General features: G+C 46.6%; 15 protein-coding genes. 1 reads left to right on the top strand and 14 read right to left on the bottom strand.

Annotation, left to right across the window (positions count from 1 at the left end; all coding sequences use genetic code 11):
- Positions 1-101: 101 nt before the first annotated feature.
- From dnaK to gpr, 9 genes are all read right to left on the bottom strand, one after another.
- Positions 102-1,931, bottom strand: coding sequence for a molecular chaperone DnaK (gene dnaK / locus CEF13_RS10390; RefSeq protein WP_102710611.1), 1,830 nt, complete (start codon positions 1,929-1,931; stop codon positions 102-104).
- Positions 1,932-2,001: 70 nt separating this feature from the next.
- Positions 2,002-2,562 carry a nucleotide exchange factor GrpE gene (gene grpE / locus CEF13_RS10385; RefSeq protein ID WP_102710610.1) on the bottom strand — a complete coding sequence of 187 codons (561 nt, stop codon included), beginning with the start codon at positions 2,560-2,562 and terminating at the stop codon, positions 2,002-2,004.
- Between the two features lie 20 nt (positions 2,563-2,582).
- Positions 2,583-3,608, bottom strand: a complete 1,026-nt coding sequence (hrcA, locus tag CEF13_RS10380) for a heat-inducible transcriptional repressor HrcA (protein ID WP_102710609.1) — start codon at positions 3,606-3,608, stop codon at positions 2,583-2,585.
- Positions 3,609-3,880: 272 nt separating this feature from the next.
- Entirely contained in the window at positions 3,881-4,351 is a 471-nt protein-coding gene (locus CEF13_RS10375; protein WP_102710608.1) for an N-acetyltransferase, read from the bottom strand.
- 84 nt (positions 4,352-4,435) lie between these two features.
- The gene (gene hemW / locus CEF13_RS10370; protein WP_102710607.1) at positions 4,436-5,605 is read right to left on the bottom strand and encodes a radical SAM family heme chaperone HemW; all 1,170 of its coding nucleotides are present in this window, start codon (positions 5,603-5,605) and stop codon (positions 4,436-4,438) included.
- 60 nt (positions 5,606-5,665) lie between these two features.
- Positions 5,666-7,483, bottom strand: coding sequence for a translation elongation factor 4 (gene lepA / locus CEF13_RS10365; protein ID WP_102710606.1), 1,818 nt, complete (start codon positions 7,481-7,483; stop codon positions 5,666-5,668).
- 80 nt (positions 7,484-7,563) lie between these two features.
- A complete protein-coding gene (locus tag CEF13_RS10360) occupies positions 7,564-7,983 on the bottom strand; it encodes a hypothetical protein (protein WP_102710605.1) in 420 nt (139 codons plus the stop codon).
- 31 nt (positions 7,984-8,014) lie between these two features.
- On the bottom strand, positions 8,015-9,247 hold the full coding sequence (gene spoIIP, locus CEF13_RS10355; protein ID WP_102710604.1) for a stage II sporulation protein P: 1,233 nt from the start codon (positions 9,245-9,247) through the stop codon (positions 8,015-8,017).
- Positions 9,248-9,436: 189 nt separating this feature from the next.
- Positions 9,437-10,444, bottom strand: coding sequence for a GPR endopeptidase (gene gpr / locus CEF13_RS10350; RefSeq protein WP_102710603.1), 1,008 nt, complete (start codon positions 10,442-10,444; stop codon positions 9,437-9,439).
- A gap of 214 nt (positions 10,445-10,658) precedes the next feature.
- On the opposite strand from gpr, the gene rpsT reads away from it, so the two are divergent.
- Positions 10,659-10,931, top strand: coding sequence for a 30S ribosomal protein S20 (gene rpsT, locus CEF13_RS10345; protein WP_102710602.1), 273 nt, complete (start codon positions 10,659-10,661; stop codon positions 10,929-10,931).
- A gap of 80 nt (positions 10,932-11,011) precedes the next feature.
- Here rpsT and holA read toward each other — a convergent pair whose 3' ends face one another.
- From holA to CEF13_RS10320, 5 genes are all read right to left on the bottom strand, one after another.
- Positions 11,012-12,046, bottom strand: coding sequence for a DNA polymerase III subunit delta (gene holA / locus CEF13_RS10340; RefSeq protein WP_102710601.1), 1,035 nt, complete (start codon positions 12,044-12,046; stop codon positions 11,012-11,014).
- A 213-nt stretch (positions 12,047-12,259) separates the two neighbouring features.
- Positions 12,260-13,285, bottom strand: coding sequence for an anti-sigma factor family protein (locus CEF13_RS10335; RefSeq protein ID WP_102710600.1), 1,026 nt, complete (start codon positions 13,283-13,285; stop codon positions 12,260-12,262).
- A complete protein-coding gene (locus tag CEF13_RS10330; protein ID WP_102710599.1) occupies positions 13,282-13,830 on the bottom strand; it encodes an RNA polymerase sigma factor in 549 nt (182 codons plus the stop codon). Before CEF13_RS10330 ends, CEF13_RS10335 begins: the two co-directional genes overlap by 4 nt.
- Before the next feature lie 528 nt (positions 13,831-14,358).
- Positions 14,359-16,962, bottom strand: coding sequence for a DNA internalization-related competence protein ComEC/Rec2 (locus CEF13_RS10325; protein WP_102710598.1), 2,604 nt, complete (start codon positions 16,960-16,962; stop codon positions 14,359-14,361).
- 136 nt (positions 16,963-17,098) lie between these two features.
- Positions 17,099-17,629, bottom strand: coding sequence for a deoxycytidylate deaminase (locus tag CEF13_RS10320; RefSeq protein ID WP_102710597.1), 531 nt, complete (start codon positions 17,627-17,629; stop codon positions 17,099-17,101).
- Between the last annotated feature and the right edge of the window lie 7 nt (positions 17,630-17,636).

Raw genomic sequence — 17,636 nt, 5'->3', positions numbered from 1 at the left:
TTCTCACCTCCGCTATCTATCCTATGATTTCATGCGCATATGCGCGCGAAAGGAGGTCAAAGCCAGGTAGCGCCTGTCTTTGACCTCTCGCCCGCTACACTTTATTTGTTATCGTCAACCACTTCGTAATCGGCATCGACTACGTTGTCTTTACCTTTTGCATTGCCAGCTTCTTGCTCTGCGCCTTCAGCTGATTGCGCTGCTTGCTCATAAAGCTTAACGGAAAGCTGTTGAACGATTTCTGTCAGCTCTTCAGCAGCTTTATTGATTTGCTCCAAATCGTCAGTTGCAAGAGCAGCCACTACTTTCTCTTTCGCTGCATTTGCTTTTTCAATTTCGCCAGCATCTACTTTATCGCCCAAATCTTTAATCGTTTTATCAACCGAATAAACTAATTGGTCTGCGCTATTTTTCGCTTCTACTAGATCACGGCGTTTGCGATCTTCCTCAGCGTTCAGCTCAGCATCTTTCATCATTTGTTCAACTTCTGCATCGCTTAAGCCGCTTGAAGAAGTGATTGTAATTTTTTGGCTCTTGCCTGTTCCTTTATCAAGAGCAGAAACATTAACAATTCCGTTCGCATCGATATCGAAAGTAACCTCGATTTGCGGTACGCCACGCGGTGCAAGAGGAATATCATTCAACGTGAAGCGGCCAAGCGTTTTGTTGCCCGCTGCCATGGAGCGCTCACCTTGCAGAACGTGGATCTCAACGCCTGGTTGGTTATCAGCATAAGTGGAATACACTTGTGATTTGCTCGTAGGAATTGTTGTGTTGCGCTCGATCATTTTTGTAAACACGCCGCCAGCTGTTTCGATACCTAGCGACAATGGCGTTACGTCAAGCAATACAACGTCTTTCACTTCGCCTGTCAATACACCCGCTTGAACAGCAGCTCCTAGAGAAACAACCTCATCCGGGTTAACGCCTTTATGCGGATCTTTGCCGATCAATTTTTTGACAGCTTCTTGAACGGCTGGAATACGAGTTGATCCACCAACAAGAACGACTTTATCAATATCACTCGGTGACATGCCAGCATCGCTAAGCGCTTGACGAGTTGGTCCAAGCGTACGCTCTACAAGACCAGCTGTAAGCTCATCAAATTTAGCGCGAGTAAGGCTAAGCTCCAAATGCTGAGGAACTCCGTCTACCATTGTAATAAATGGAAGGGAAATAGCTGAAGTTAATGTGCCGGAAAGTTCTTTTTTCGCTTTCTCCGCAGCATCCTTCAAACGTTGAACAGCCGATTTATCTTTCGAAAGGTCAACACCTTGCTCTTTCTTGAATTCAGCAACGATGTGATCAATTACGATTTGGTCAAAATCATCGCCGCCGAGTTTGTTGTCACCGCTTGTAGCTTTAACTTCGAAGAAGCCATCGCCAAGCTCAAGAATGGATACGTCAAACGTACCGCCGCCAAGGTCATAAACAAGAATAGTTTGATCTTCTGTTTTCTCCAGGCCGTATGCTAGAGCAGCTGCAGTTGGCTCGTTAACGATACGGAGCACTTCAAGACCAGCGATTTTACCAGCATCTTTAGTTGCTTGGCGTTGGCTGTCATTGAAGTAAGCAGGAACCGTGATAACGGCTTGAGTTACCGTTTGGCCGAGATAAGCTTCTGCATCGGATTTCAGTTTTTGCAAAATAATTGCAGAAATTTCTTCTGGTGTATAATCTTTGCCGTCGATATTTTCTTTATAGTTTGTACCAATATGACGTTTAATGGAGCTGATTGTACGGTCCGGGTTCGTGATCGCTTGACGTTTAGCTGTTTCACCAACTACACGCTCGCCATCTTTTTTAAAGCCTACTACAGAAGGTGTTGTACGGTTGCCTTCCGGGTTTGGGATAACGACGGCTTCGCCGCCCTCCATTACTGCTACGCAAGAGTTTGTTGTACCAAGGTCAATACCAATTACTTTACTCATCGCTTAGTTCCTCCTAATATTTTTTAAGTGTTGCTTTTTCATTCCCATTCAGAAATGTTATTTCAAAAGCTTAGCCGCTTACTTTAACCATTGCCGGGCGCAATACCTTATCTTTCAACATATAGCCCTTCTGAACTTCCTCAACTATGATGCCTTCTTCATACTCGTCGGATTCGACCTGCATAATAGCTTGGTGGAAATCAGGGTTAAACGGTTCGCCTACAACGTTCATAGCTTTAAGGCCTTCTGATTCCAGCGTTCCTTCCAGTTGACGAAAAATCATATCTACGCCTTTAGCGAGCGAATCAAAATCTCCGTTAACGGAAGCTGCGGCAACAGCTCTCTCAAAGTTATCTACCACCGGAAGCAGTTGGTTAATCAATTTCATCGATGCATACTGTCCGAGTTCTTCTTTTTCTTTCATCGTACGTCGGCGGAAATTATCGAAATCCGCTTGTGCACGTAAGTAACGCTGTTCATTTTCTCCAGCCAGCTTCTCGAGCTCCGCATAACGCGTATCTACTTCTATTACTTCGTCTGTCGTTTCTTCTGTAGCCTGCTCTGCTTGTTCAGCAGCAACCACTTCTTCCACAGCTTCCGCTGCTTCATTATGATGCCCCTTCGTACTCATGCACTCACCTCCTCAGCTTGCTATTTATACCAGCGTCCCAGCAGGACTGCCATATCCTTGGACATGAGATCCAATAGACTGATAACTTTTCCGTATTCCATCCTCGTCGGACCTAAAATACCAATTGTCCCAAGTGATCGTCCATCAATTGCATAGGTTGCTGTTATAAGACTGCAATCACTTATTGCTTTATTGTTATTTTCTGTTCCGATACGTACTTGTATACCCGAAGGCAGACCGGTAAACATTTTCATTATTTCTGGCGTCTCGTCAAGCAAATCCAAAATCGTTTTTACTTTGTCAACATCCTTGAACTCAGGCTGTGTCAACATGTTTGTCGTACCGCCAAGGAAGATCCGATGCTCATCTTCGTTTTGCAGTGCGTGATCAAGCACCTGAAGCAGCTGTTCATAATGATCAACATGCCTTTCAAGCTCTTGCCCAACTTCAGCGTAAAGCTTCGAGCGCAGGCGAACTAACGGAACACCGACAAGCTTCGTATTCAGAATATTAACGACCTTCTCCATATCATCCATTTGGACGCCGGCTGGAATCGAGATTGTACGATTCTCAACATGTCCGGTATTCGTCACAATAATGGCTACAGCCGAGGTTTGGTCGAGCGGCACAAGGCCAAAATGCTTAAGCGATGTGCTGAACATTTCCGGTCCAAGCAGAATCGACGTATAATTCGTCAAGTTGGAAAGAATCATGGCCGTTTGCTGAATAACTTGCTCCATATGGTTCATCTTGTCCGTTACGAACGAGCGAACAGTGTCAATGTCGTTCTTGTCCACTTCACTTAGCTTTACTAAATGGTCCACATAATAACGGTACCCTTTAGTCGAAGGTACACGTCCTGCCGACGTGTGCGGTTGTTCTAGAAAGCCTAGCTCCTCTAGATCTGCCATTTCGTTACGAATGGTAGCCGGGCTGAAGCCCACATCGCCGCGCTTCGAAATACTTCGTGAACCGACTGGTTCAGCCGAGCGAATATAATCATCCACTATTGCGTGCAATATCATCCGTTGTCGTTCCGTAAGCATTCGAATTCCTCCTACTATTTTTTGAAATCCCGTTATCTCGTTTGACCATCGTTAGCACTCAACACAATCGAGTGCTAATCATTAATACAAAAATACCAAACCAGCTTGTTGATTGTCAAGTCGGTTTGGCATTTTTAACTCACCTATTTCATTACATTCGCTTGGTTTTTGACAGTTGCCACATTTTTTTCATATTTTAAATTGTATTCCAGGCAAATAAATAAAGGCTCCTGCTGCAAAGTTCACAGCCTAGAAGCCTAGAAGCCTATTGTTTAGTCGAGCATTTTCAGTACGGCTATTTCATCGCAAGCAAGCTGCTTCGGACAATTAACACAATCCTTCCAAACCTTTTCCGGAAAAATCTCTTTGTCTACAACCTTGAAGCCATTTTTCTCGAAGAAGGATACGGCATACGTCAACGCCATAATTTTGGGAATCTTCAGCTGCCGCGCCTGTTCGATCAGCGCATCAACCAGCTTGCTTCCAATCCCAAGCCCTTTATAGCCTTCAGACATACCGAGTGATCTAATTTCAACTAATTCCTTGCCCAGTATGGTAAGAGACCCGCAGCCGACAACCTCTTCTCCAATCTCGGCAACGATAAAAGAATCTATCATATATACGAGCGCTTCCCGAGTGCGAGGCAGCATGACACCCTTCTCGGCATATCCTTTGATTAGCTGGTACAACATCTCAGCATCATCGGCTGTTGCCTTCCTACACTTTACTTCTACGGCCTGCATATGCGTTTTCGCCTCCACTCGGTGCAATTTATTCAATCAATATGAATAAATATACAACAAAACGGATTTTATCTCAATAGTATTTTAGCCGTTATATCCGATAAACGATCCGAATACCTCATTGCCCAGCAGGACGCCTTTATCGGTTAGACGATAGATTGTATCCTGATCCGTTTTACGAGATTCCAGCAGGCCATCCTTCAGTAATTTGGCAATCACATCACCAAATTTATCCTCTAGCTTAGCACCTTCGAATTGATCAGAGAAACGCGAGGCTGGAACACCTTCAAGCAGGCGAAGACCGACCATCATCAAATCCTCCATCGCTTCATCCTTGGACACCTCAAACATCTCTAAGCGAGGCAGTTCTTGAGAAGCTGCATCAATATAGGGCGTAATTCCCTTTAAATTGACATGACGCTGGCGATTGACATAACCATGTGCGCCTGCCCCCAAACCATAATAAGGTTCATTGCGCCAGTACGTTGAATTGTGTCGGCTCTCATAACCAGGCTTCGCGAAATTACTAATTTCATAGTGCGCATAGCCATTATTTTTCAACATATCCATTAGCAGAATGAACATATTGAATTCCTCTTCCTCAGGAGGCAGAGGCAGCTCGTTGCGTTCGTAAAGCTTATGGAAAAGAGTATTTTCTTCAACCTTCAAACTATATATCGAATAATGAGGCAGCCCCAGCTCCATCGCTCGATTAACGCTGTCAGCCAGAAGCTCAACGGTTTGGCCCGGCAAACCAAACATCAAATCAATTGAAAGATTCGTAAAGCCAACTGCTCTTGCATTTTCTATGCTTCGGTACACATCATCTACATTATGAATGCGTCCAATCCGTTCAAGCAAGCCATTATCGAACGATTGCACGCCGAAGCTAATTCGATTCACACCGCCAGCCTTCATTGCAGCCAGCTTATCTATATCCGTTGTGCCCGGATTTGCTTCCATCGTAAATTCAACATGAGGCGCAAGCGGAAAATACTTTTGAACCGAATTTAGAAACCGCTCCATTTGCGGAGGTGTCAGTACGGTTGGCGTACCTCCGCCAACAAATACCGTGTCGATTTGCACAGGCGGCCACTCCTGAACCGTCCGCTGCATCTCCATTTCAAGAGCATCCAAATATTGATCGACTGGCTGCCCCTTGAGTACATAGGAGGTGAAATCGCAATAATGGCACTTGTTTGTGCAGAACGGTATGTGTATATATAAAGCGCGCGGTGATTGCGAAACGCTCATCTTAGTTCCTCCTTAAATAGAAAAAAGGGAGAGCTGCGCCCTCCCTCATCCTCGTACGTTTTAATCCTCGCCGATTTTGAGCACCGCCATGAACGCTTCCTGCGGCACTTCTACACTACCTACCTGCTTCATCCGTTTCTTGCCTTCTTTCTGCTTCTCAAGCAGCTTGCGCTTCCGGCTAATATCGCCGCCGTAGCATTTGGCAAGAACGTTTTTGCGCATTGCTTTAACCGTTTCACGTGAGATGATCTTGTTGCCAATGGAGGCCTGAATTGGCACCTCGAACATTTGGCGCGGAATAAGCTCCTTCAGCTTCTCACAAATCACTTTACCGCGCTGATATGCGCGGTCACGGTGAACAATAACCGATAGGGCATCCACTTGTTCATTGTTCAACATAATATCCATCTTGACCAAATTGGACTTGCGATAGCCGGAAATCTCATAATCGAAGGAAGCATAGCCCTTCGTGCTCGATTTCAGCTGGTCAAAGAAGTCATAGACGATCTCGGAAAGCGGCACCTGATACGTAATCGTAACACGATTCGTGTCCAGATATTCCATATTAACAAATTCACCGCGTTTGTTCTGGCATAGCTCCATAATCGCTCCCACATAATCATTTGGAACAATAATAGCTGCTTTAACAAACGGTTCCTCAACATAATCAAGCTTGCTCGCTTCCGGATAATTCGACGGGTTGTCGATTTCCATCGTTTCGCCATTCGTTAATGTAACTTTATAAATTACACTCGGTGCAGTCGTAATTAGCGGAATATTAAATTCACGCTCAATGCGCTCTTGAATAATTTCCATATGCAGCAGTCCTAGGAAGCCGCAGCGGAAACCGAAGCCCAGTGCAGTTGATGATTCCGGCTCGTAACGAAGCGATGCATCATTAAGCTCCAGCTTCTCAAGCGCTTCACGCAAATCGTTATAATCTTGAGTCTCGATAGGATAAAGTCCGCAGAACACCATCGGATTAATCTGACGGTAGCCAGGCAGACGCTCTGGAGCCGGTCTCTTCGCTTCCGTAACCGTATCACCGACACGCGTATCCTTCACGTTCTTAATACCAGCTACGATAAAGCCTACATCACCAACGGCCAGCTCTTTAACAATGGACATGCGCGGCATGAAAGCACCGACTTCTATAACTTCGAATTCTGCTCCCGTTGCCATAAAGCGAATTTTCTTGCCTGCCTTAATGCTTCCATCCATAACACGAACATAAACGATAACGCCTTTGTACGGATCATAATGGGAATCGAAAATAAGCGCTTTTAGCGGTTGATCAGGATCGCCTGTCGGTGCCGGCATCTTAGAGACGACCTGCTCCAATATTTCCTTTATGCCAATGCCTGCTTTAGCCGAGGCTAGCACAGCATCACTCGCATCAAGTCCGATAACATCTTCGATCTCCTGCTTCACGCGTTCAGGCTCCGCACTCGGCAAATCAATTTTGTTAATGACAGGTACGATTTCAAGATTGTTGTCCAGTGCCAAGTACACGTTAGCGAGCGTCTGTGCTTCGATTCCTTGCGCGGCATCCACTACGAGCAAGGCGCCTTCACAAGCGGCCAAGCTGCGCGAAACCTCGTATGTAAAATCGACGTGTCCCGGTGTATCGATAAGATTGAGTATATACTCGACGCCATCATCTGCCTGGTAGGCTAATCGAACCGCCTGCAGCTTAATGGTAATGCCGCGTTCCCGCTCCAAATCCATTTTGTCAAGAACCTGCTCCTGCATCTCACGAGATGTCAAAGCGCCCGTATATTCTAAGATCCGGTCGGCAAGTGTTGATTTTCCGTGGTCAATATGTGCGATAATGGAAAAATTCCTAATTCTCTTTTGTCGGTCACGTACGTCAGTCATGCCTAACCCCCACAATTTCCAATAATGCTAATCATTCTTCCTATTATATCAGTTTAGGGGTTGCCCAGCAATGTTCATTATCACTTGGTCAATCCATCGAATATGGACACAACCATCTTAATGCCTTCGCTTGACATATTCTGCAGCAATCCCGATGTGGAGTCGGCGATTCGATTTACAGTCGTCTGTTCAGCTTGGACTGGGATGCCGGGCAATCGTTCGTTCACATCGGTTAGATTCCCGTAGGATGAAGCTGCGAGTATCGACTGGCGTTTTAATTCGGCAAGCTCCCGTTCCAGCTGGGCAATCTTTTTCTGCTGTGCAAGAAGATGCTCATTCACCTTGACAGATGGTTCAAGTGTCACCGTGTCTGTATAAGGCTCACTATCTAGCGGCCCATACACACGCTCAATGCCCGATGAAGACATTTCAATACCGTACATGATAATAATAGCGAGTGCTCCTCCAACTACTGTCCATTTGAGCGAATTCCTTCTCATACCCGTATCCTTCCTCTCATCAATAATATCGTTATTTAGCGGTCTTACTTTCCGTTGCCGACACCTTCTCATCCGCCCAATAAATATCCGATATGACCCCTGCAAGCACATCGGCCGTTCGATATGATTCCTCCAGCGTATTGTCAACGCCGCCTACCTCGATAAGCACACTATCGGCTGCAAGCGACTGGTTATATTCCGCATTTCCAGATGCAGCTGTCTTGCCCCAAATGCCGCGCGAAAGACCTGGATATTTTTTCTCTAGGGCGTTGTGAATCTTAGTAGCAAATGCCTCATTCTCTTCCCAGTGCGGATTTTTATGGCCGATTATGAAATAAACCTGCGCGTAGCTTTTACCATTAATATCAACAGTTGTATATTTTCGTTTCTGCGAGTCGCGATGAATATCGAAGAAAAACTTCAAATCCTTGCTGCTCGCAATGGCTTCCTTAACGGTTTTCATCGAATATTTATAAGACAGCTCCCAGCGGTAATCCTTGATTGCCGTTGGATAATCCGTATTAGAGTGCTGAGTGCCAATTCCGTTCTCTTCAAGTTTTTGGGCTAACCGCTTCCCTACAAGCGTAATATTTTTTTTGCTGGAATTCGGATCCTTTGACTGATCCGTCAGCTCAGGATACCAGGATTCCCGATTGTGAGAATGATAGATGAAGGCAACCTTCATTCCGTTCGTGGTAGGCTTATCGGTTCCAGCGTTATTATCATCCTTGCCGGTCTGCACGGAATGGTCTGGCGTTTCCGCAGGCGACAAATCCGTTCCTATATCCGTATGCAGTCCTTCGAGCGGATCATAGGGGATAGGCGCATTATCCTCCGGACCAACTGCCGTATCGGTCCCTATTCCCTCGCGTATGAGGAACGCATCATTCAGTCTCATACCCGGCAATTCACCCGCCAACAAACTCTTCGGATCATGCGGATTAATATCCGTCAGCGCTCTTATAAGCAACGCACTTATTTGCTTGGTATTGAAAGAATCGGTTTCTATGCTGCTCTGAAACGAAGGCATCTCCATCTCTAGCATATCCCCAAAAAACCCGCTGGATACAGCAGCAGCGAAACCTTTCATGGAATTGACTGGCGAAGACGCTGATTGCTGATGTGCCATTCCTGCTATTCCTAGCAGAACAAAAAAAACCATAGAACAAAAAGAGAGCAAAGCGAACGTCCTGCCAGTGACCAACAACTGCCTCAGACGTTTGCTTTCTCTTCCAACATCCAGCAGCATGATTCTTCTTTTCATCCCTTTAGTACCTCCGCTTCTTGTGTGCCTTTGGCTGAGTTACTATTAAAATATGAGAGTAAGAGAGTTCATAGAACCGAATGAACGTGAAAGATTTGTTTTTTTAATAGATTTCAATTGGACGCAGATTTCGCCGCAATCAAATACAACCGTCTCTATTTAAAACAAGAGACGGTTGTTCATGAATGGTTAATGGGTATAAGCAGCCACATTGCTGGAGTCTACAGCATCATGCAGCGAAGCGTTTAGTCCGCTGGCGATAATGTTAGCAATATCTTCAATAAATTCATCAATTTCCTTAGGAGTAACAAGCAAATCATGACCGAGCGGACTAAGAACCTCCTTAACAAGCTGAAGACGTTCGTTTTCCTCCATCTGATTCATTAAACCGAGTATTCCATTCGTGTTTCCTGTTTGTTTATTGAAATGGTTACTCATCATTTCAAACGTGTTATTAACAATTGTTGAGGCATACACTACCGTTGGCACGCCTATTGCGATTACAGGAATACCTAGAATCTCTTTCGTCAGACCTTTGCGCTTGTTGCCTATCCCCGATCCAGGATGGATGCCGGTATCCGCAATTTGTATGGTTGTGTTGACTCGCTCCAAAGCTTTCGAGGCGAGAGCATCAATCGCGATGATCACATCTGGTTTCGTCTTATCAACGATTCCGTGCACAATTTCACTTGATTCAATCCCTGTTATGCCAAGTACTCCCGGCGCAACTGCACTGACCGGACGATAGCCTGGCGCCACCTGATCAGGCATTAGTTCGAAATAATGACGTGTGACCATTACATTCTCCACAACGAGAGGACCAAGCGCGTCAGGTGTCACATTCCAATTTCCTAACCCTACGATTAATACACGTGCCGTTTTATTAATAGATAATCGCTCAAGGAAAGCTTCGAAATGTTTTGCAAACTGAGTGGCTACTCGATCCTGAAGCCCTGTATCTCCATTGCGCAAGCCAGGCACCTCGATCGTAACGTAGTGTCCCTGCATTTTGCCTATCGCTTGCGAGCCTTGCTCATTCTGAACATGAAGCTGAGTTATCGTGATACCATTATCTTCAGTCGTTTCGGATTGTATGCCGGGAATCGGGCCGCCTCTAGGGGCTTCAGCCAATTCCTTCGCTTCTAGGGCCAAGTCCGTTCTCACATTGTATTGCTGTAAATCGAGCTCTTCCTGCACTGGTCATTCTCCCTTCACAATTGTTCTGAAGTTATTGTTTGCATACATATCAATTTCATACTCACAAATGTTCGTCATAACCGAAGGTATGCTATCGGATTCTAGCGTAAGGCGCTATTGCTTTTTGGGCAGGGGCATGATAATATATTTTAAGTTGTGTTATCTAGATATATTACGTATGTGTACCGTTGTAACAGTTTAGGAGGTGAATTCCATGCCAAACATTAAATCCGCGATTAAACGCGTTAAAACAAATGAAAAGCGTCGTGCTTTGAATGCATCACAAAAATCCGCACTTCGTTCGGCCGTTAAATCTGCTGACCAAGCTATTGCTGGCACTGATGTAGATGCTGCTAAAGCATCTCTAATCGCTGCAACAAAATCTTTGGACAAAGCAGTAACTAAAGGCCTGATTCATAAAAATGCGGCTTCCCGCAAAAAATCACGTCTTGCTAAAAAGCTAAATGCCCTTTCGGCACAGGCTTAAGCCTACAAAAAAGCTTCACTTCCCCTAACGGGGCAGTGAAGCTTTTTTTATTTCACATATACAACAAACTAAGGAGCAGGTTAAGCTCCCTTATCCATGCCAAGGGAAAGCAAATACAACTCAAGGCCAAGTGATTTCTCAATCGCCCCTGTTTTCATTTGGTAATCAAGATCAGCAAGCGATGCTAATAGCTTGCCAAGCCTTGCAACCTGAAACTTCCTGCTCTTCTCTGCTGCCAGCTTGACCGCATAAGGATGAAGCCCTAGCTGTCCCGCCATTTGCTGTGGAGAATACCGATGCTGCTCCAGCTCTTTAATTTGAAGCATAATCCGAAGCTGCCTTGCAATTAGCGCCGCTATCTTAATCGGCTCCTCTCGCCTTATAAGCAGTTCTCTATACAACCGAATAGCCCGATCTATTTGCAGCTCAGCAATAGCATCTACCAGAGCAAACACATCCTCTTCAACCGTTGCCGAGGTAAGCATAGCCGTAGTCTCCACATCAATCGTGCCGCCTGCTCCTGCATGAAGACAAAGCTTGTCCACCTCTTGAGCCAGCTGCTGCATATTGGCTCCTGTCCGCGTAAGCAGCAGTTCAGCAGCCTCTCCTGTCAATGCGCGGCTTTGCTCGGCAGCCCGCTTGATGATCCAGTGCTTCAGCTGCGCTGCGTCAAGCTCAGGGAAAGCTACTAATGAATGGCGCTCCTTCAGCGCTTTAACCAGCTTTCTGCGTTCATCCAGCTTCTCAGCATGGACTGCAAACACAATGATTGAGGTTTCCGATGGATTCTCCATGTATTGCAGCAGCTTATCTGGGCGATGCTCAATCTTCCCGCCCTCTTTGCCGCCTGCAGCAAATACGGTCGCATCTCTAACTAAAATAAGCTTGCGCTCACCGAAGAATGGCAAAGTCTCTGCTTCCAGCACAGCTTCATCTATGGATGTCTCGGCTGTATCGAATTTCACAATGCCAAGCTCACGTTCATCAGCCGTAAATAAAGCATCACTCAGTGATTGAATGAAATGCTGCACACGGTAACGGTCTTTTCCATAAAGTACATATATTGAACGATATCTGCCGCCTTTAATTTCCTTTAAGGCTTCCTTAGCATCCATTTCTTCACCTCATTTCTTCAACATACTAGTGTACGGCAACAAAGGGATGAGCCGTATAGGTTCATCCCTCTGCCGAACATCTATATAAACATTCACAAGCAGGTCCATGGTACCACACTGTGAATGGTCATACGACGTTAAAGCTTATCGCAGACATTCTTAATTGCTAATACAATACGCAATTGCGGATGAATGTGTGCAGATCCTTTGAAATTAATAGGCAGCCTTTGTATCTTCGCCGCTCAATACGTCGAAAACATATTTTTCAATGGCACCTTTTTCGACCTGAACCTCATAAGTGAGCTGCTCACTATCCTCCGACCAGCTTAGATTAGCCGGTTTGCCATTTTTACGTGTCGTTTCGAATTTTAAAGATTGATCCGCTGCAGCGTAAATTTTAATGGTATAGCCTTCCGCTCGCGCATAGTATTGGCCGTTGAGCGAATAAACCGAAGAATCAGATGCAGCTAAACCTTTTCCAGAAACCGATTGATTGAGCTCAGCAGCTGGATCCTCAACTAAGCCTTGTTTTCCCGAGCCCTCAGACGCATTTGAGCTGTTGTCTGAAGAAGCTTTGTCAATCGGTTTGGTTGCTGGCAATCCTTTGTTCGGATTTCCAGGGGCAGAAGAGTCCATTCCCAGTTTGGATGAATATTCATCCAAGTCATTCATCGCATCAGCCTTGGAATCATTATTATTTCTCATCATTGATTCCGTCCTTACTTCCGAGGTCGACGCGGAACTATAGGTATCTTGTGCACTTGTGCTCGCTATTTTATCTGCCTTTGCATCGGATTCACTGCTTGAGAACAATTTCAAACCACCGAGATCAGGAGATGAACTTGGCGGATACGTTACGAGGAACAGTCCTGCGACAATTCCAGCTGCAATGACTCCGCCCATTATTCGCATAGAAGGAAAACGACGGCTGCGCTTCGTGCGGCGTGACAGAATCTCAGGCGCATCCTCTTTCGCGCTAGAGTCCGGTTCCGCAGCCGCCTCATACTGTCCATGCAGTTCGATTCGCTCCAGCTGCGGCATAATTGCATCTACTAAACTGTAGCTCGGCATTACTTTCGGCAAACTGGTAAGCTCGGCGGATAACAGCTTTAACCGCTCGAACATAGCTGCACAGTCCGGACACTGTCTCGTATGGCTCATCAAGACTTCTCTCTCGTTTTCATCGAGATCGTTGTCTAGCTGTCTTTGCATTAATTCCATCACCTCTTGACAATTCATCCCCGGACACCACCTTTCTGATAATCATGGAGTAACGTTTGCAGCTGTTGCCTAGCTCTGAATAAATAAGATTTCACGGTGTTAAGCGGTAAATCAAGCGAATCAGCAATTTCGTTGTACGAGAAATCTTGTAAGTACCGAAGGACGACTACTGCGCGATGATGCTCCGGAAGCTTGTCGATCGCGGAACGAATATCTTGAACAGCATAAGCTGACATCACTTCGTCCTCCACGTTTTGTTTCTCATGGAAAACCATGTCGTGCTCATCTATCGAGACAGTCGGTTTATTTCTCCGAAATTTGTCAATGCAAATATTAGTTACAATCCGTTGAATCCATGTCTTAAATTGTGCTTTTTCCTCGTACGAGCCTATTTTGGTATAGATGCGGATGAGCGCTTCCTGAGCGGCATCAAGTGCATCTTGTTCATTATTTAATATATAGTAGGCTGTCCGATAAACATGCGTTTCAATCTCTCGCAATAGAGTGATTAAAGCATCGCGATCTCCCGATTGGGCGAGTCTAATAAGGCCCGGCTCCACCACGAAGGATCCCCCTCTCTTGCAACCATTCTGACGAACTGGTTACGATAAATGTTGCAGATAAATGTTAAAAACAGCTTTAATATTTTTTGGAAAAAATAAATTCAACTTCTTAGCCTCACACATGAGGCATGCACAAAGAGAATCTTTATACTATATAAGAGATTAAAAGTTTATATCAGTGAGAGAAATAACATTTATTTGTATGGAAAAGCCGGTAATTATTTGTATCCGCCACATAAAACCGTTCATCCAAAAACAGCGGGATACGCTCCACATTAAAGAATACCAAATTTATTGCACCTCGTATATAGAGATCATTCCCATATCGAAGATGGAATGGAATCGACGTGAATAGCAGTTAAACGCCTCTTTAAAACAACTTGCAGCATAAAGGATTAAACAGCTTTCTCCGGCAGCTACGGCAATTGCATCCGTTTCTTGGACATATACTTATTTGTATAGCAAAAAAGACATCTACATTCTCTTCCATCGTTGTAGACTGTCTTTTCGTTTGCCCATGTAATAAATTCATGCTCTTCTCTTCGAAAGAAACATTCCTTGCTCCGTCACTTTGAAACGAACCTCTCCGTCTTGGTCTGTCCGCCAAAGCTTTGTTTTCACTTTCATTAGTCGCGCCAGCACATCCGGATGAGGATGCCCGTAGCTGTTGCTTGCTCCAACGGATGCTACCGCGTTTTGTGGATTCCAATATTCCAACCACTCTTCGCCGCTTGAGAATCTGCTGCCATGATGCGCAACTTTCATAACAGCAATGGCATCAGCAGGTACGGAACTGTCTTCAGCACCTCTTATATTTCGAATGATAGAGCTTTCCGTTGTGGAATTAATATCACCCGAGAAAAGAAAGGTCGATTCATACATTCGAATGTTCATGACTACGCTGCTTTCATTCTGGTCCTCCAGTAAGCTGACTCCATTGGCAGATGCAGTCTGAGGCAAAGGCCAAAGCACCTTAAGCTCCGTCCTCCCATCGAGCCGATTCTCCATACCTTCGCTTACCGCATATAAAGGAATTTTAAGCTTAACCGCCTCTGCCAACAGCTTTTGTGCATCCTTAGCCTCCTTGACCGTGCCATTCCACCATATGCTGCGAATCGGGATCGTCTCGACAACAGCTTGCAGCCCACGAATATGATCACTATCCAAATGCGAGATCACAAGCAGATCAATTTCTCGCACGCCTCTCTTCATAAGTAAAGGGACCAGCACTTTTTTCCCCACTTCAAAAGGATCACTGCGCTCCTTCCACTCCTCGCCCGGTTTACGATAAGTGAGCGTGCCGCCGCCGTCTATTAAAATATGCTTCCCGCCGGGCGTTCTTATATAAATAGAATCTCCTTGGCCTACATCAATGAAGCTGACGCTTGCTGTTCTATCAAGTAGATCAGGCTGATATGCATAACACAACATAAACACACCTAATGAAATTAGGGCGAAAAAACGATAGCCCTGCTTCTTACTGTTACTGCTGAAAGACATCAGTTCCGTTTGAAGTTCTGATTCAACACGTAAAGGTACGGTTTCCTCTGAGATGGCATCCGCTTCTGCCCGCAGCGCGCTCTTTTGCTCTGACCAAGAACGCAGGGCGTGAAATATAGCACCAAGCAGCGCTAGCCAAGCCGCTACCCACCATAGCGGCGGGGTTGCCCAGATCGTTCGAAGCGCATCCGCTTGAGCAAGCCATTCCACGCAAGCAAATGTCCAATCATTCGCATAATGCGAGACAATGGCAAGAAGCATGCCTCCTTGCTCCCATGGAATCGCAATAACTAACGCAGCGGCACCTATAGGAAGCACTAAAAAGCTGATAAATGGAACGAGCACAAAATTAGCGATCAACGATAAAGCATGAAATTGATTAAAATAATAAATCGTTAATGGAAAAGATACTGCCTGCGCGACGATGGTTACGGCAGCCAAATCAAGCAGCGCCTTGCCTCTGCGCCACCGCGGCATAGCTTTGCGAACGGGCGATACGCCTACGATCAACCCGATTGTGACGATGAATGACAATTGAAAGCTTACATTCTCCAAATAGAAAGGATCGACCATCAGCATCAGCACAGCAGCGGCAGCCAGCAGATGCAGCCCGTCCTTCAACTTGCCCATGCGAGCAGCCAGCAGCCCAAGTACAGCCATAAGTCCAGCGCGAATAACAGAAGGCGAAGCGCCGGACAGCAGGACGTACATAGGAACGGCCAGCATCAGGGTCAGCAGTATTCGTTCGCGGGTCATGCGTACGAATCGCAGCAGGCCGCTAAGCACGTACATGAATACGGCGACATGCAAGCCCGAAATAGCCAATATATGCGTTAAGCCAAGCCGCGAAAATTGCTGGAACTGTTCGGGTTGGAGATCCTCGCTCATGCCGAGGATAAGACCTTTCATGTACCCGGACTGTTCGGACGGGTACAGTTGATCCAGACGCGCGCCAAGCCACCCGCGCGTCTGGTCCACACGGCCGAGCAAAGCGGCCGCGGTCCATTGCGGGCCCGGCGCCTGGAACACGGCGGCGGTGCCCTTCACTTTGAGCAGCCAGTGGATTCTCTGGCTGCTGAGATAGCGGCGGTAATCGAAGCCACCGCTATTGGATGCGCTGGTCGGCCGCGTCAGCTCGCCGGTCAAGCGCACTTGGTCGCCGCGCTGCCACGCTGCGGCGATAGCCTGCTCCGGCTGCTCCACTAGCCGGACATGCACAATAAAGCGCTCGCGCACCTCCCGCATCGCGCCATCTGCTTCCACTCGAACGCTGCTCGCCGCTACGCGAAAAATAGCGCGGTCGCCGTCCACTTTGACCGGCGACACAATCGTGCCGACCGCCTCTGCTGCATACGCCGCCCGCGGTCCATCCGCCTCAGCGGCGGCGAGCAGAGCCGGCAGCTCGGTTACGTTGCGGGCATCCGCCCACATCCGTTCCCCAGCGGCAAGACCTACCGCCAGCACACAGGCTGCCGCCAGCTGCCAAGAAGTCCGCCTGCACAGCACGGCGGCCAGAGCCAGCAGCATAGCTCCGCCAGCAGCAAGCATCGCGCCGCGGCTGCTCAGACCAGCTGCCGCAGCGCTTCCAAAAACCCAGCAAACAGCAAACCAAATCAAGGGCCGCCTGTTCATTATCCATCCCTCCCAAGCATACGCTGCACTTTTCTGCTATCCGAACACAAAAAAGAACCTCTGAGCAGCATCAAGCGATGCAGTCAGAGGTTCCTCCTCTACTTGTATTTCCTATTATTCCATAAACGATCTTCCATTATGAAGTCACAACCATATGTGCTTGAGCGGGTGGTTCGAAATGATTCAAACAGCGAAAAATAATGCCCTTCTGTACCATCAGATTTACGACCTTATCGCTGTCCTTCGGATAACTGCGATGGTATACGATTTCGATAACACCGCTGTTTGCCAGCATATTGGCACACGTCCAGCAAGGTTGATCAGTTACATATACGGTAGATCCCTCGCGATCGGTCCGGTCGGTGAACAGCAATAAATTTTGCTCGGCATGTATCGTTCGAATACAGCGCTGCTTCTTTATAGGCTGCTCCTTCCCGTCGATCAGTTTCATCTCAATTTCCTCAGCAATCATACAGCCTGCTTCCAGACAGTCCTGAACGCCTGTCGGCGCTCCGTTATAGGCTGTTCCGAGCAGCTTCTTGCCTTGGACAAGAACAGCACCCACATGTCTGCGGGGGCAACGCGAGCGCGTTGAAACCATATAAGCGATATCCATGAAATACGTATCCCAGTCTTTGCGAACGGCATCTATCGTTTCGATGTTCATCTATTCA

The organism is Paenibacillus castaneae (genome assembly GCF_002884445.1).
In the GTDB taxonomy this organism is placed as follows: domain Bacteria; phylum Bacillota; class Bacilli; order Paenibacillales; family Paenibacillaceae; genus Pristimantibacillus; species Pristimantibacillus castaneae.
The sequence above is the reverse complement of the archived record's forward strand: the minus strand, read 5'-3'. Positions and strand labels throughout refer to the sequence as shown.